We start from the raw sequence: 12,879 nt of genomic DNA on the forward strand, positions 1-12,879 counted from the left end.
GCGCGCGCCACAGCGAGTTGGACAATGCACGGAAGTTTTCGAACGGCATCACCGCTGTGCTCTATGCATTCAACAGCGGCGCGTCGACTGTCGTCATATCGGGCATCAATCCCGGCTCGACCGGCCATGTCTACAACGAGCTCGGCTTGAGGAGGCTTCATAGCCACATGGACAGCTCGATCTTGCTGAAGCTACGCGGCCGTGGCGCCAATCTCTTCACGGCCGATCCTGAAGTCGCGGTATCGACCGGGCGGCCGATCGGAACCTTTACCGCGACAGGATGTTCGAGCGAGATGACGAAGCTATCCGACCTTGGACCGCCAATTCCTGGTAAGCGTCACGGGGGCGACCGTTCCGACGAACAGGACAATTTCTATCCCTGTCCAATCTGCGGACAGATGGTCGACATGCGCGATCTGCGACAGGTCATTTGGCACGAACGGCCGAAGCACAGACCGTTCATCGTGCTCGTTGATTAGATGGCCTAGCAACCCGGCCATAGGAACGCAAAAGACCCGCCACGGAGGAAGCCGTGACGGGCCTTTTTCTCTGTCCCTGGTTGAGGGGACCAAGCATGATCAGAACTTCACCTTCCGCAACAGGTTCCCTTCTTGTGCACAAAAAAGCCCGCCACCTTTCGGCAACGGGCTAAGGGTTGGAGTGCTGGGGATCAACCAACATGGGTCAACGAGCGGCGGAGGGGTTGGGTTGCGCGAGGATGGTATAGACCAGTCAGAGGAAGACCCCGTGTTCTGCCGTGCCTGTAATCGTATAGCGCCGTCCAGCGGCTCGGCTCAGCAACCTGGCTTCTCGCATGAGCGACCAATTGCTGCCACCCAGAAGGCTGACAAGCTTAATTGGGTCGCCACGCTTGCTCGTCGTTCTGCGCTTTGACGCGACCATCCACCTAGTGGGCGGTGTAAGCCCCGTCCACCAGATGGTAGCTTCCAGTAATAAAGCTAGCCTGATCGGACAAGAGGAAGCACACAAGAGCAGCTACCCCTTCCGGTTTCCCGCGCCTGCCCATCGGCTGGAGGTCTGCCATGCGCCGGTTAGCTGCTGCCTCCACTTGCTCGATGCCCAAGCAATGCACCGCCCTCGACTTTAGCGGCGCGGGACACGGGGTCAATGACGTATGGTTCATTGCCGACAGATCGAGAACGATTCCACCATGCAGGTCGGGGGTGGCCATGCAACAGAAGCAGTGGCCCGGAGCCGCGTAGCGAACCCTCAGGCAGATCCAACATCTCGAGATTGAACTTTTCGAACATTCGCCCCTTTCGGCGCAAGTTCAATCAAGCATGTCGCACGGGTCCGACAGGCAGTCGTTTCCTAACCCCGATGGTGCGCCCACGACCAAACCCTAGTTCGAAGGGAGGGCGGGACCTGCATAAGATGGCTGCCGGCAAAAACAGACGTTCTGGCCCACAGCCCAGGGCGGCCCGATCTCGGATTGGCCAGCGGTATGCTAGCGCGATTGCCGATCGGCCATCGGACGTCCCCTACTAAGCAAGCCATTCCGCGAAAAGGATCTCATCGAGAGCATCTTTCACCAGTCTAAGGCATTCAAGGCACGGTAGGGCAAGCTCGCCGCTCAACTCGATCTCGGCCCGGACTTGCATGTTCGGGAAAATCCATATCAACGCGCAGACCACAGGTCTGCGGAAACGGAACTTGTCCACGAGAGGCTCGTTGTCACTGTGCATAGATGCCGCGCCCAGCCGCCTTGCACGGGTTCAGCCGAGCGCGGCGTGCATCAACGAAACGCACAAGGAAACATACCATGATCCGCAAACTTTTGACCACCACCGCCGTGGTCACGCTGATGTCATCAGGCCTGCTGGTATCGGGCGCCCATTCTGAAGATGCCACAAAGCCTGCCAACACAACGCAAAATGCTGCTGCAACCGAGCCTGTGATGGCCCCTGACGGGAGCCTCGTGAGCAAGATCATGGGCACTGCGGTCTACAACAGTGCTGCAGACAATGCCGAGAAGATCGGTGACGTTAATGACATTGTTCTCGCCAAGGACGGTAAAGCCAAGTTCATCATCATTGGTGTAGGAGGCTTCCTGGGGATTGGCGAAAAGAACGTCGCTTATGATTTCAGCAAGGCTGAATGGGTTGAGAAGAACGGCAGCCGGTGGTTGGTCGCCAAGACGACAAAGGAAGATCTCCAGGCCCAGGCCAACTTCGACACCAAGGCCTATAACACAGTCGCCACCCCCACTGCCGCGCCTGCGGTTGCCACTGACAACACCGCCACCGCCGCCATTGACAAGTCGGCGCTGACCGAGATGCCAGCGGATAAGATCAGCGCGGAGAATTTGATCGGAACCACCGTGTACGGCGCCGATGATGCCAAGGTTGGAGAGATCGGCGACGTTGTTTTGAGCACAGACAAGAAGGTTGATGCCATCGTTGTCGACGTCGGTGGTTTCCTTGGCATCGGAGAAAAGTCGGTCGCGGTTGGAATGGAGCAGCTGAAGTTCATGACCGACAAGAACGGCAACCGCTACCTCTATACAAACCTTACGAAGGCGCAGCTCGAAGCGCAGGCCGCCTACGACAAGGGCACCTATGCCCAGAATCGCGACAAGCAGCGCATAATTCTTGGCAAGTAGAGCTTTTCGGCCTGGCTCGCGTCGATCGTGACGCGAGCCAGTTAGAGGGAATGCTGGTTGGCGAGAATCGCGAAGGCGGAACATTAGCAATTCCGGATAGTTGAATTAGTGCTTCGGATGCCGGTCGCATGACGCACGGCTCTTCCGTGGCCAGGATTTCTTGGTGCTGGGAATGGTCGAGCATTCCCTCTGAAAAATTGACGGTGGCGAGCCGATACCCGCTTCATGTTAGATCCTTCCGCCCCGGATTGATTTGCACCAGTTGGCGAGCTCGCAAAAAGCGCTGCGTAAGCCTTGTCGATTGCTCGCGATGTCATTTCCGACAGAGGTGATTGGTTAGACGTTAGGACCGCCTCCAATGCCGTTCGCGGCGCTGGGCAGGCGCAACAGGATTATTCTGCAAACGCAGGAACCGCAGGCTTGTGGCGAAGTTCCACTCTACACAACAGGAGTGAAACATCGTGAACACGTCAGACACAAACGACTTTCTCGGATCGGGTCTGTCCAACGAGAATCAATGGCAAGCTGATGCCAACCGTGCCGGCAAAAGCAAGGAGGCGCTCGGCAAATTGAAGACGAGCGCTGCCGAGACAGCCGCCCACCTGAAAAGCGCTGCGGCCTCAGTGTCGACCGACGCTAAGGACTATGCCGGCTCTGTCGCTTCCGACGCCGCTGGTGCGTTCAAGGAAGCGGTCGAGTCCAACAAGACTGCCGGAGCCGATGCGATTGCCAACATCGCGCACTCCGTCAAGGAGGCCGCTGACGGGATCGAAAAACAATCGCCTCAGGTCGCGAGCATGGTGCGGAGTGCAGCGGAAGGTGTGGAACGAATCTCCACCGACGTCAGAGACCGCAACGTCGGCGAACTGCTCGACTCCGTTACGAAATTCGCGCAGCGCCAACCGGCGGCGTTCTTTGGAGTCGGGATCCTCGCCGGCGTGATGCTGACCCGCCTCATGCGAAGCTCGGATCGTTCCTGAGAGGCTTGCTTAGATGGACGATGGTATCGATCGCCGGCCCTTCGGCAGCATCGTCAACGAGGCGCTCGAAAAATTCGCATCGTTGATCCGGTTGGATTTGCGCCTGCTAGAGGCGGAAATGAAGAGCAAGACTTCCACAATCGTCTCGTCCGGCGCCTGTGGGATAGCGGCTGTTGCCCTGTTTGTCTTGGCATCGTTTGCCATGGTCCAATTCTTGATTCTGGTGATGATCCATCTTGGCATCAGCCCCATAGTCGCCTGCTTGGCAGTTGGCATCGTCTTGTTTGGCGGAGGTTTGCTCTCCCTTCACCTGGCGAAGCGGGCGCTTATCGGCTGGACCATCACTCCCGTCGAGACCGTAAATCAGGTGCGAAGCGATATCGCCGCATTGAAGCAGGGAATACGCTATGGCACCACACAACGATGACCTCCACGAGATCATGGCGCAAAGCAGGGCCGAACGTCAGGCCCTGTTCGGCCCGGTCAGTGAAATAAGCCGCCGCTTGCAACCCCGGCATTTGGTCGACGTGACTACGCGGTATGCCAAGGACAAGGTAGCCGAGGCGGTGAGTGGTGTGTCAGACGCCATCAAAGAAAACGGCGGCACTGCGGCTGCAGTAGCACTCGGCGCGGTGGCGGTATTTGATGCGGGCAGAAGAAGTGTTGACAGCCGCAAACCGCCGACGAACCCCAATGGATTTCCTTGGGCGAGTGAAACACATCTGGCACCGGATGGCCCGGGCGGGGCGACTATTCCAAGGGCGAAACCCTCACGACAGCCCGTCACCAACGCTGCTCGGACCAAGGTGCTCGCCGGTTCAGTTGGAGGGTTGTTGATTGGCCACGTGATTGCCCGGTCGTTTGATCCAACCGCAACGGAACGTAAGCTGTTCGGGAAAGCGTCGGGCGAAGTCCAGGAAGCAGCCTCCGAATTTTTCAGTCAGCATTTGCATGGCGCAAAGCTTGTGGCGGCTCAGGCCTTCGGATTCGCTAGATACTCTGCCGCGTTCCTAGCGGTTATGGCTGCGGTTAGCGATTACATGAAGGGTGCGAGCGATGGTGGCGACCGCCCCGAGTAAATCCTCAACATCATGGCGGCTTTTTCCAGCACGCTGTGCAGAACTCAGATTTCGCAGCGCTTCAACGCGCCTTCCTGGCAGGTTTGCTGGATAATCGGTGAAGAAGAAGGTGCTGTCCGGAATGAGGACGCCTTCCAAGATCACACATTTAACCGTCCAGCGACGCTGCAAAGTATGCGGACCTGGCGCGCAACCTTGGCTCATGGCAGTCGCACTTTGGCTACTCACGGGGGCGGATTTCCGGATTGGGCAACGGGAAGCGCAGTCTGAGGTTTGTTTCCTTAGCAAACGTCGCATTGCAAGGGCATTCTTCGGCGCAAAGCCCTCATAGTCGTTGTTGAAATAAACCCAGGTTCTCTTTGCGCCGCTGGCTCGGATTTTGTCGGCCCATTCTGTTAGCTGTCTTCGTAGTCGTCCCGGTACCAGCGCTCTGGGCCGTGAAGCCGCACGTAGCCCGCGTCATCGGCGCGGGCGCCAAGGGCGATCTTTTCCAAACGATGAAGGATGAATCGACGGTCCCGCCTGCAAGGCTAAGGAGTTTTCTCCGACTGCCCCACAATGCGAAGTGTCAGTCAAAATTGGCAACCGCGATTGTCTGTTGAGATGCCGTCTGCCTGCTCTTGTCAGCGCGTCCGGGCGCGATAATTTTTGTTGGGAAGGGGACTTCGATCAAAGGAGCCGATTATGAAACACCAAACCCTGGACCAACTGCAGACAATCGCAGAAGTGGAACCCTTTTCGACATACCCGATCATGACCCGGCAGCAGCGCATGGAGCGCTGGGCAGACCTGCTGGAAGAACATCCCGAGCGGCGCCTAGGAGCGCTTACCGGCACTGAGCATCAGAGGGGGGAAGACCGCAACGCAATACGCAGTGAGAACTCGCCGATCACGGTGGCCTTCGAGGATCCAATACTGCGTTCACTGGGCCTGAAGAATGATACCTATGGGGAAGCAAAGCGCTTCTTCGAACTGACAGATTGGCAATTGCACGATATCGTCTGCAGTTGTCATGTCGGGACCACGATGCGAGGGCAATGGGCTGCTGCAAGAGTGCGCCGGACGATCAATGAAAACAGGTTTTTCAGATGGCTCAGAGAGAGGATGTGGCACTGAGGTCACCTGAGACAGCTAAATCCATTTGACCTTTTTCGGAGGGATGTAGAACACGATTTGGCGGGGGCTATTGGCTTCGTTGGTCCCCCGCTTTGGCGTTGAGGAAGTTTTTCCAGCTAAGGTGACGCCCGGTAGTACGATTTAGGCGAGGGCATACCGAGGTCGCCACTCAAGATGACAGGCGGCAAGATACCCTCGGCGCCTGGGACGCGCCGTCCGTGTATGTCCTCGCGCACGCTGAAGCGAAACGCGACACTCTCGATGTCGAGAGGCAGCGGAACCCGCAGAACAAGCTCCTTAGCGGCAGGTCGCCGAACTGGGCGCAGGAGTTGGCTGCCTTGCCCGCAAAGTCCCGTCAGTGCCTGGTTTTTTGCGGGTTCGGTGCGTCGCGCCTGCGTTCGGGCTTGACGTCGTGGCGGGACATCAAGCAGGAGGTGGAAGCGACTACTGCGGATGACACAAAAGAATGCTGGTCGTCCGAGTCAGCTCCTGACAGTCGCAGTGAGCATTTTCTACTGGGCGGCCAAGATTGCAGAGCAAGTTCACGCAGCGCAACGCGTCCAGACTGGTCGATCCTAAATTGAGCAGGGCCACTGGGTCTTTGACGCTGTCGAGACGATCGACCAGAAGTGACTGCGTTTCGACACGAAAATCGCTTCCGCGGTTCGACGCCTCGTCGCGCGAGCTTCGTGGAGGGGTATTGCTCTTTCGCCCGGCGAGCGGCAGGCCCGTTAGCCCTCCCGGCAGAGCCCCAGACCTTCAGGACAACGTCTGCGACGCCGGCTCGCCGAGTCGGTTCCTTGTACCTGGCTTAGGAACGAGTCCGCACAAGTGACGTTTCGTGTCCTTGACCGCGGTGGGGAGTAATCAAGAAGGCACCGTTGGTCGGGAGGTGCTGATGTCAATGCCAGGTCTGGCATATGGTCCCTTGGGCGAGCGATCCATGCATATCTGTGTTGATATGCAGCGGTTGTTTGCTGAGCCATCGGGTTGGGCGACTCCCTGGATCAACCGCGTACTCCCGCAGATCGAGAGGTTGGTAGAGAGACGCGCGCCGCAGACAGTCTTCACGCGCTTTTTGCCTGCGCTGAAGCCGGGGCAGGGTGTGGGGACATGGAAACGCTACTACGAGCGCTGGGCATCGATGACGGTCGAGAATATCGGTCCCGATATGATCGAACTCTTGCCGACATTGGCCAGCTACTGCCCGCCAGCTGCCGTCATCGATAAGTGCATTTACTCGCCTTGGTTCGAAGGTCGCCTCAAATCCTTTCTGAGGGAGCGTGACGTCGACACGCTAGTCATCACCGGCGGCGAAACCGATGTGTGTGTTCTGGCAACGGTGCTCGGTGCCATCGATTTCGGCTATCGCGTGGTCCTAGTCACAGACGCACTGTGCAGTTCTTCAGATGCAACGCATGACGCACTGCTCACCGTCTATCACCAGAGGTTCGCACAGCAGGTCGAGACCGTGGAGATGGAGACGGTTCTTTCGAACTGGGTTTGAAATACGCCTGAACTGGATCGTCGACCGATCGGGCGTGGTCAATCAAAGGGGCGCCGAGTTTTCGAGGGGTTCAAGTCGCGGTCAATGGGCTCGATGTTCGCCATTCCGCTTGCGCGTGGCCGCAGCTTTCTTCGCCGACTGCGAGCGGCTCGCAGCAGAGCGCGCGGCGGATGCCTTGCCGCCAGCTTCACCGCCCTTGTGGGCCGCGGGATGACCTGTGTGCTTGCCACGGCCGGAGCCGCCCTCTTTCTTACCGCCGCCATCGTCCTTGTTGACAGTTGCCCATGCCCGGCGCTCGGCTTCCTTCTCGGAAACCCCACGCTTCTCGTAGCCTTCGGCAATGTGGTCGGCTTTGCGTTCCTGCTTTTCTGTGTATTTCGATTTGTCGCCTCGTGGCATGGCCATTTCTCCTTTTGAAACGATCTGAACGAAAAGGGTAAGCGTGAGTTCCAACCGTTCTTGAGAAAAACCAAACTCCATTTGGGGACGCTGTCGGCAATGATTTCGGCTCCCGCATCGGCCTTTGACGACAGTAGCAGCAAGACGATGAGCCAAGAATATTTTCTTCGAGACGGAGGCTGCCCTTAACGTGTGACGAGACAAAGGCTCCTTATCGGAGGATCGCAGGTTTTCGAAAAAAGCACTGACCTTTCGTCCCGGGAGGAACCCCTCCGCTATCGGCACGTTGACCACGCAAGCCGGGCCAATCCCGGTCTTAGCGGGTGGCGCGTAAACTCGCCACCGAAATCAAATTAAGAGCAATGAAAGGCAAGGCCATGGGCTTCTTTTCGAAGGACATCAAAACACTCGACGATCTCTTCGTGCACACGCTGCGCGACATCTATTACGCTGAAAAGCGGATCGAAAAGGCGCTGCCGAAGATGATCGACAAGGCAACCGACCCGCAATTGAAAGCCGGATTCAAAAAACACCTGGACCAGACTAGGGGCCATATCGAGCGCGTCGAACAGGTGTTCAAATTGCATGGCGTCAAGGCCAAGGAGGTCAACTGCCCTGCAATCGACGGCATTCTCGAGGAAGCCGACGATGTGAGCGGCGACGTCGACGACAAGGAGGTTCTCGATGCGGCGCTGATTGCATCAGCACAGGCCGTCGAGCACTACGAGATGACACGTTATGGCACGCTCATCGCCTGGGCGAAGCAGCTAGGCCGTACTGACTGCGCCAATGTGCTGGCCAAGAACCTGAAGGAAGAGCAGGCGACCGATCGCAAGCTCACCGAAATGGCGGAAAACAAAATCAATCTGCAGGCAGCCGAATAGCCCAACCACTCGGAGGCGACCAGCCAGCATTAGGTCGGCCGACTGGCTGGCAGTTCTTTGTGCGCAGGAAATGGGCAGGCCACCGGGCTCGCTCCCGCCGGACGTTTGAGCGTGAATTTACGCCTGCGTTTTTCCCATTCTCAACGTTAAATTGGATTTCCAATGATCGCCTTGTTGACTTTGGCCAGGATATGAATCGGTTCCTTTTCATGGCGGCCGACTTTCTATCTCGGCCACCGGGTTTCTACGTGATGCTCATAGCCATGGTATTGTGCACCGCCCTGGTGCCCTTTGGACTGACAAATGTGGTTACTTATGCCCTATCGGTTGCCGCCATCGTGATCACTGGTGTCGTCCTTATACAAGGCTATCGCGACACCGCCGCCATCCACGCCAAACTCGATGAGATCATCGTTTCACTGGAGGAAACCAGAAACGATGTGGTTGGATTAGAGCATGCCGAGCCGGAGGAGATCAGGGAAAAACTTGGGAAACTCGAAGAAGAAGCGGCCTGCAGGCCGCCGTGAGCATGTCCGTCGAGCCGGGCATTAGACACGGCGACTTCAGGCGTCCATAGCGCGGTCGTGGGTCTTTAGAGCCGGGAAGCCAAGGACTTCAGTCTCAATTGCGTGATCTCTAATGTAATATAGATTTGTCACCAGCGAGGTTTTTCTCGTGATGGCGGCCCGGTGGTCATGGGCGGGTTGGGGTAAGATCACCGGGCCTGACCGGCGCGGGGTTGGGGCACTCGCCGGCTGGCGAATTATACGCCGCTCTCGCTTAGTCGACCACGTCTCGCATCGACTTCGCCCTCCTGCGGCTTCGCCTTGGCAGCGTCGGGAATAATGATGCCGCCGGCCGTCTTCTCCTCGACCTCGATGCGGCGAACCAGGATACGGTCGTGCAGTGGACGGAACGTCATGTCGTTCTCCTTCAGGACAAACAGATTTTTAAAAGTTCCTCCACACCGGACCGGCAATATCGGGCAGGTGCGGGGCGCCGCGACCCTTCTACAGGCATCGCGCGCATATCGACCTAGTTTTGCATGTTTGAGTTTCAAGAGGTGGCCGAAGAAATTTTGGCACTCGGCATTTCAGAGTGCTAGCGACTGAATTTATGGAGCTATTTTGCCAGGGCGCGCGATTTTCAGCTCTGGAGATTCGGTCCGAACTCCGCGAATTTTTTGCAGTTGAGTCCCGAAAGGGTCACGACAACACCAAAGACGCCAAGGATATTGTTAGGAACAGAGACCATCGTGGAACGAACTTTGTCGAAGAACACTGCGCCGTTGACTCCATGCCCTCGCTGCGAAAACTACCGCGTGCTGCGAGCCCGCGTAAGACGGCATCTTCACAATTCATTTGCCGGCATCGGGTCCGCTCCCCTTGAACTGAAAAGAGGCGTTTCCAATCTTTTTATGTGTCCAGCGCGGCTTGCCGGATGTCGAGTTGAGCAGGAGCGGAAGGATCGCATGGAAACGATGCTCTTTGATATCCCGTTTCCCCCGCGGTTTGCCGTGGCGTTCGCCAAGCTCACCGGCCTCGTTTGTAGGAGCCGCGCACGGTGAGGCAGGATCCGGTTGCCCCATGATTTGAAGGGAGGTCACTATGGAAAGTGCGACGTTCAAACAACCGGTTTTCGTAAGAGACGAGGGCCATGTTGTCCAAAAGATCGGCTGTGTCATGGATGCGATAGAGTTTCTGGAAGAATGGCCGATTGAAAGGCGCGGCCTCCTCCACGCTGCGGCGTCGGATGCATGCTACTCCGCGTACGATGGCCGGAAGCCTGTCGAGGCGGCGAACAGGGCCTTTACGATCTGGGCACGCAGGGTCGCCGTCATCGAGGATCTGCCCGCAGCGCCGCACTGGATGACAGGGCCGAAGATCAGCAAAGTAGACCATCTTTAGATAGTCAGGGTTAATACTGTGGCAGCAATCTACCGCCGCAGCATCAAAGCGGTTCGTCACCGGGGCATGGGGAGCGGAAAGCCGAGTCCCTTTTCGTTGTCTGTTCATATAGGTGCGGTCAGCACAGACAAACTACCAAGCGGATCGCGGGATTAAGCGCGTCTGCCTGAATAGCAAGCCGCCGGCGGCATCTTCACGCTTCGCCCGGATGCACCTGGGCCGGATCTGCCAGGTCGCCTTAGTCATCGGGCTCGATAAGGTCGATTAGCGCTGCTACCCGGGTTCCCGGCAGCGGTCGCCCCTGGCTCATCAGCGCCTCATCACCAAAGGCCCAGGCCCACGCCTCTCTCAATTCCTCGAGCGAGGCACCGGACGCGATGATCTCCGCAATCGTCACGCCGTCTATGGATCCGAGGACCGAGACAACGTCTTGGCGTGTCATGGTCATCCTTTTCCTCCGTTCGAAATACCAGCGAGCAGATGGGTATTCGATGGAACGCTTGCCACCCAGCCATTTGAAGGCGGTCGCGAAACTGCCTTGGCGGACCCTCTTGACGCGGCGGAAGTCAATTCCCAATTCATTCTCGTCGGTCGCCACGTAAGGGGCCGATGTGTCAGGGAGCGCCAGGCTTCTTGGCGTTCCCTCGTATCTATGTTGCTCCAACGAGGATGTAGTTATGAGAACGAACCTGGACTTTTCCCCCTTCTATCGGTCGAGCATCGGCTTTGACCGCATCTTCAACCTGCTTGAAAACGCCAGCCCCCCGCAGAACGCGGATAGCTGGCCGCCTTACGATATTGCCAAGCTCGGCGAAGACACCTACCGCATTGTCCTCGCGGTCGCCGGTTTCGGTGAAGACGAGCTTACGATCACGCAGGAGCCAAATATGCTCATGATCGAGGGCGCCAAGACAGAGAACGACGGGGTTCAGTACCTCCATCATGGCTTGGCGTTGAGGTCGTTCGTGCGTCGCTTCGAACTTGCCGACCATGTGACCATTGTCGGGGCAACGCTCGAAAACGGTCTGCTGATCATCGACCTCAAGAAGCAGATTCCCGAGGAGATGAAGCCGCGCCGCATCGCGATTAATGTCGATACCGGCAAGAATGCGGCCTCCAAGGGCATTGAAAGCGCGGCGGCCTGATCTTTGGCGGTCGGCCTGCAGCAGACACCCGTCCTCGTGGATGGGGTCCGGGTCCGACCCATAGAACGGAAAGGAGAAGGACAAATGAGCGTACGTGACTTGATTCCCTGGAGCCGTGGCGGCAGCCAGGCACCGAGCATTTATCGCAGTGACGACATGGATCCGTTCCTGTCGTTGCACCGTAATGTCAACCGGCTATTCGACGAGGTGTTCCTTGTGGGTCGGCGTTAGCGCGGCGGATTGCGGCATCCAACGCGGGATGATGCTGCTACAATCCGTATGGCCGTCCGAATGGTGGTTATCCTGGCGCTTCTGTCCGCCTCGCCTACGGCTTCGCAAACTTGTGGAACGCTATGGCGGCGTTGGCGATAGGCCCTCTCCGTGTGAGCAATCGTCTGATTGCCCCGACCCGACGCGCCGCCTCCTGAACCCGAGCCTAAGCCTTCCTGAGCCTCACGCCAGCGCCGCCGGCGGCGCTTTCAAGATCTTCGGCGATAGCTAGACGGGTCACTTCGCCTTCCGCTTCCCGGGCCCCTTAGTGGCTGGCGCGTCAGGCGCAGCCTTACGGCCCAAACCAAATTCCTTCGCCAGGGCTGATCGCTTCGCGGCGTAATTCGGGGCGACCATTGGATAATCAAGCGGCAAGCTCCACTTGGCGCGGTATTCCTCTGGTGTCATGCCGAGCAATCCGAGGTGCCGTTTCATGGACTTGAACTTGCGGCCGTCTTCCAAGCTTACGATGTAATCGGGAAACACGGACTTGTTAGGATTGACCGCTGGTCTCTGCGGCTCGGGTGGCGCTGGCTGACTTAGGCCGGACAATGACCGGTGAACCGAGGCAATCAGGTCCGGCAGACTTGCTGCTGGTATTGAGTTGTTGCTTACAAATGCCGATACAATTTCGACGGTTAGTTCAGCCAGCTCAACGGCGCGATGTTCGGCTTCGTCGGTCATATGCTGGCCCTTCGTTTATCTGATCAATGTTTTATTAGAGAGCCTTTAAGTGCGCAACCTGGACGCCTGGCTTGCGATGGCCCGCGATGCGATCGGCGGCGCTCGGAAGCTCTTCGGCGAGCGAGCGCCGGAAGCGACCCGGGGGCATTAGACACGGCGACTTCAGGCGTCCATAGCGCGGTCGTGCCGAACGGCCCGCGGGTATTCCTGCCGCGGTGGCGGACCCAAGCGTCGAGTGGGTCAAGCCAGGCCTCACCGCTCGGGTCCGTCATGTGAGGGCGAGGC

At 57.9% G+C, this 12,879-nt stretch carries 16 protein-coding genes and 2 pseudogenes; 12 read left to right on the forward strand and 6 right to left on the reverse strand.

What is annotated here, in order from left to right; all coding sequences use genetic code 11:
• Positions 1-479: hypothetical protein (locus AC1DYW_RS13095; RefSeq protein ID WP_477226448.1), on the forward strand; the 479-nt coding region annotated here is incomplete at its 5' end.
• 428 nt (positions 480-907) lie between these two features.
• On the opposite strand, the gene AC1DYW_RS13100 is transcribed toward AC1DYW_RS13095, so the two are convergent.
• Positions 908-1,192, reverse strand: coding sequence for an SDR family oxidoreductase (locus tag AC1DYW_RS13100; protein ID WP_477226449.1), 285 nt, complete (start codon positions 1,190-1,192; stop codon positions 908-910).
• 591 nt (positions 1,193-1,783) lie between these two features.
• On the opposite strand from AC1DYW_RS13100, the gene AC1DYW_RS13105 reads away from it, so the two are divergent.
• The 4 genes from AC1DYW_RS13105 (at position 1,784) to AC1DYW_RS13120 (ending at position 4,682) form a co-directional block, all read left to right on the forward strand.
• Positions 1,784-2,623 (forward strand): PRC-barrel domain-containing protein, encoded by an 840-nt coding sequence (locus AC1DYW_RS13105; protein ID WP_477226450.1) that lies wholly within the window; start codon positions 1,784-1,786, stop codon positions 2,621-2,623.
• Between the two features lie 461 nt (positions 2,624-3,084).
• The gene (locus AC1DYW_RS13110; protein WP_477226451.1) at positions 3,085-3,603 is read left to right on the forward strand and encodes a hypothetical protein; all 519 of its coding nucleotides are present in this window, start codon (positions 3,085-3,087) and stop codon (positions 3,601-3,603) included.
• A 13-nt stretch (positions 3,604-3,616) separates the two neighbouring features.
• Positions 3,617-4,030: a phage holin family protein gene (locus AC1DYW_RS13115; RefSeq protein WP_477226452.1), complete on the forward strand. Its 414-nt coding sequence runs from the start codon at positions 3,617-3,619 to the stop codon at positions 4,028-4,030.
• Positions 4,011-4,682, forward strand: coding sequence for a hypothetical protein (locus tag AC1DYW_RS13120; RefSeq protein ID WP_477226453.1), 672 nt, complete (start codon positions 4,011-4,013; stop codon positions 4,680-4,682). The genes AC1DYW_RS13115 and AC1DYW_RS13120 overlap by 20 nt, the downstream gene beginning before the upstream one ends.
• Here the strand turns inward: AC1DYW_RS13120 and AC1DYW_RS13125 are convergent.
• Positions 4,614-5,108, reverse strand: a complete 495-nt coding sequence (locus AC1DYW_RS13125; RefSeq protein ID WP_477227060.1) for a DUF72 domain-containing protein — start codon at positions 5,106-5,108, stop codon at positions 4,614-4,616. The two genes, AC1DYW_RS13120 and AC1DYW_RS13125, sit on opposite strands and share 69 nt — an antisense overlap.
• A gap of 258 nt (positions 5,109-5,366) precedes the next feature.
• On the opposite strand from AC1DYW_RS13125, the gene AC1DYW_RS13130 reads away from it, so the two are divergent.
• Positions 5,367-5,798 (forward strand): hypothetical protein, encoded by a 432-nt coding sequence (locus tag AC1DYW_RS13130; RefSeq protein WP_477226454.1) that lies wholly within the window; start codon positions 5,367-5,369, stop codon positions 5,796-5,798.
• Between the two features lie 898 nt (positions 5,799-6,696).
• Positions 6,697-7,305 (forward strand): cysteine hydrolase family protein, encoded by a 609-nt coding sequence (locus tag AC1DYW_RS13135; RefSeq protein ID WP_477226455.1) that lies wholly within the window; start codon positions 6,697-6,699, stop codon positions 7,303-7,305.
• Between the two features lie 81 nt (positions 7,306-7,386).
• Here the strand turns inward: AC1DYW_RS13135 and AC1DYW_RS13140 are convergent, their stop codons facing one another.
• Complete coding sequence (locus AC1DYW_RS13140) at positions 7,387-7,704, reverse strand: plasmid stabilization protein (RefSeq protein WP_477227061.1); 318 nt, start codon at positions 7,702-7,704, stop codon at positions 7,387-7,389.
• Between the two features lie 377 nt (positions 7,705-8,081).
• Here AC1DYW_RS13140 and AC1DYW_RS13145 point away from each other — a divergent pair, with 377 nt between their 5' ends.
• Together AC1DYW_RS13145 and AC1DYW_RS13150 are read left to right on the forward strand one after the other, a co-directional pair.
• Positions 8,082-8,588 carry a YciE/YciF ferroxidase family protein gene (locus tag AC1DYW_RS13145; protein WP_477226456.1) on the forward strand — a complete coding sequence of 169 codons (507 nt, stop codon included), beginning with the start codon at positions 8,082-8,084 and terminating at the stop codon, positions 8,586-8,588.
• A gap of 191 nt (positions 8,589-8,779) precedes the next feature.
• Entirely contained in the window at positions 8,780-9,115 is a 336-nt protein-coding gene (locus AC1DYW_RS13150) for a low affinity iron permease family protein (RefSeq protein ID WP_477226457.1), read from the forward strand.
• Positions 9,116-9,384: 269 nt separating this feature from the next.
• Here AC1DYW_RS13150 and AC1DYW_RS13155 read toward each other — a convergent pair.
• A pseudogene (locus AC1DYW_RS13155) lies at positions 9,385-9,510 on the reverse strand (co-chaperone GroES); the annotation flags it as partial.
• A gap of 685 nt (positions 9,511-10,195) precedes the next feature.
• On the opposite strand from AC1DYW_RS13155, the gene AC1DYW_RS13160 reads away from it, so the two are divergent.
• Positions 10,196-10,495, forward strand: a complete 300-nt coding sequence (locus tag AC1DYW_RS13160) for a DUF982 domain-containing protein (RefSeq protein WP_477226458.1) — start codon at positions 10,196-10,198, stop codon at positions 10,493-10,495.
• 238 nt (positions 10,496-10,733) lie between these two features.
• On the opposite strand, the gene AC1DYW_RS13165 is transcribed toward AC1DYW_RS13160, so the two are convergent.
• Positions 10,734-10,943, reverse strand: a complete 210-nt coding sequence (locus tag AC1DYW_RS13165; protein WP_477227062.1) for a hypothetical protein — start codon at positions 10,941-10,943, stop codon at positions 10,734-10,736.
• A 229-nt stretch (positions 10,944-11,172) separates the two neighbouring features.
• On the opposite strand from AC1DYW_RS13165, the gene AC1DYW_RS13170 reads away from it, so the two are divergent.
• The gene (locus tag AC1DYW_RS13170) at positions 11,173-11,640 is read left to right on the forward strand and encodes an Hsp20 family protein (RefSeq protein WP_477226459.1); all 468 of its coding nucleotides are present in this window, start codon (positions 11,173-11,175) and stop codon (positions 11,638-11,640) included.
• 84 nt (positions 11,641-11,724) lie between these two features.
• Positions 11,725-11,853 (forward strand): annotated as a pseudogene (locus tag AC1DYW_RS13175) (Hsp20/alpha crystallin family protein); the annotation flags it as partial.
• 294 nt (positions 11,854-12,147) lie between these two features.
• On the opposite strand, the gene AC1DYW_RS13180 reads toward AC1DYW_RS13175, so the two are convergent.
• Entirely contained in the window at positions 12,148-12,594 is a 447-nt protein-coding gene (locus AC1DYW_RS13180) for a Ros/MucR family transcriptional regulator (protein ID WP_477226460.1), read from the reverse strand.
• Between the last annotated feature and the right edge of the window lie 285 nt (positions 12,595-12,879).

This window comes from Mesorhizobium sp. P2_D5 (assembly GCF_056404355.1).